Below are 1,362 nucleotides of genomic sequence, written 5' to 3'. Positions count from 1 at the left end.
TTGCTTATCTGGTTAATGAATTTCTGCCAGGGTTTATAGGTAATCTTGCGGAAATACACTTCGACCAGAGGGTTAAAACCAGCTTCGTCGTCTTTGAGCCAAAAGCGGGGAATGTCACCGTCGATATACACGGCATAAGCCACTTTTGTTTCTGATATGAGGCCGCGCTGGAGTAAGATTTCGTGACCATCATGGGTGAAATTAATAACAAGGCCACGCTTAAGGGCATTTTCAATCCCCGTCCATTGCTCTTTAGTGATCGCCATTGTCACCACCCTCATCTTCACAATGAAGATCACTACCGCGAACAAACTGAAATTCAGGGAACTCACCGAGGAGATGGCGTGCGATCATGATGCCGACATGGAAGCCTTTTGCCTTATTTGTCCCAGCTTTGATTTCAAGCCCTTCACCAAAATTCAGATCGGCATCCTTATGCTCAAGAACGGTATTCAAATTTTTGATACGACCTTCAAACCATTTTTTCAGCTCAGAATATAATTCACTCTGGGAAGCGGTTAACACCCGGTATTGCTGCCCTGTACGTTCGATTTCTGCCTTAATTTTCTCTTCGTTGCGGTTACTCATAAATAACTCCTTAGTGAGTTTCAGGCGTAAGCAGTCCCCTGACGGTTTACGCCATATTTAAATGTTGTTTAATTACGTTTTAAATTCAGTTCACAGCGTCGAGCGATTTAATATTCGCAAACCACGGCTTAACATTAATTTCGACGACTGTTGCTTCTGATGAATCCCGTGCGACACCTACCGTTTTCACTATCGGGCCACCGCGTAAGATGCGATTCGGCATATAAACAAAGTGACTTCCGACCGGATAACGTTCGTTAAATTCCTTCGCGTGCATTTGGATGCCTCCAGCCCATGTTTGCCGCTGACTCACAGAACTCTGCGCGTTTGGTTGCCCAGAACAGCTTTGCCGCGCTGCAGTTGCTTTTGATTGCCTTATCCCACAGGCTTGCAGCCTTGGAATACTCGCTGCGGTGCTCGGCGCGTGTTGCGCCCAGCGCATAGGTGGCATAGTTATTTCTTGCCGTCCGTTCATCAATTCTCGGCATCTCAGACCCCCGCAATATCTAATGGAATTGGCGCGTACTGGTCGGTATCACCGACGCGCTTATAAACGCGGATATAAGAGCGACTACCAACAACCTGAATAGCTTCCCCGATGGCCTGCATTGCACGCTGCCAGCGTTCATCCTTAATATCATGGCGACGTAGAGCCAGCACCGCGCTGGTATTAATATCGCCTTCTTTGTCGGTGGAGAACGCTCGACTGATGATCGAGTGGATTTCAGGTCTGGCACTGGCCACCCATTCATTCAGACATTCATCAATCAACGC

At 47.6% G+C, this 1,362-nt stretch carries 4 protein-coding genes; all 4 read right to left on the bottom strand.

The window, feature by feature from the left end:
* Window positions 1-266: hypothetical protein (locus J8X26_RS27555; RefSeq protein ID WP_208952682.1), on the bottom strand; the 266-nt coding region annotated here is incomplete at its 3' end.
* Window positions 253-588 carry a hypothetical protein gene (locus J8X26_RS27550; protein WP_208952681.1) on the bottom strand — a complete coding sequence of 112 codons (336 nt, stop codon included), beginning with the start codon at window positions 586-588 and terminating at the stop codon, window positions 253-255. The genes J8X26_RS27550 and J8X26_RS27555, both read right to left, overlap by 14 nt.
* Window positions 589-845: 257 nt before the next feature.
* Complete coding sequence (locus J8X26_RS27545; protein WP_208952680.1) at window positions 846-1,076, bottom strand: ANR family transcriptional regulator; 231 nt, start codon at window positions 1,074-1,076, stop codon at window positions 846-848.
* Window position 1,077: 1 nt separating this feature from the next.
* On the bottom strand, window positions 1,078-1,362 hold a 285-nt coding region (locus tag J8X26_RS27540), incomplete at its 5' end, for a DUF3164 family protein (protein ID WP_208952679.1).

The sequence above is a fragment of the Rahnella sp. ChDrAdgB13 genome (assembly GCF_017655185.1).
Lineage (GTDB): Bacteria > Pseudomonadota > Gammaproteobacteria > Enterobacterales > Enterobacteriaceae > Rahnella > Rahnella contaminans.
This window is presented reverse-complemented; position numbering and strand designations above follow the sequence as displayed.

What these genes read in the sequence shown, in the direction of transcription:
- J8X26_RS27550 (WP_208952681.1), bottom strand. Translation starts at nt 588, where the DNA reads ATGAGTAACCGCAACGAAGAGAAAATTAAGGCAGAAATCGAACGTACA.
- J8X26_RS27545 (WP_208952680.1), bottom strand. Translation starts at nt 1,076, where the DNA reads ATGCCGAGAATTGATGAACGGACGGCAAGAAATAACTATGCCACCTAT.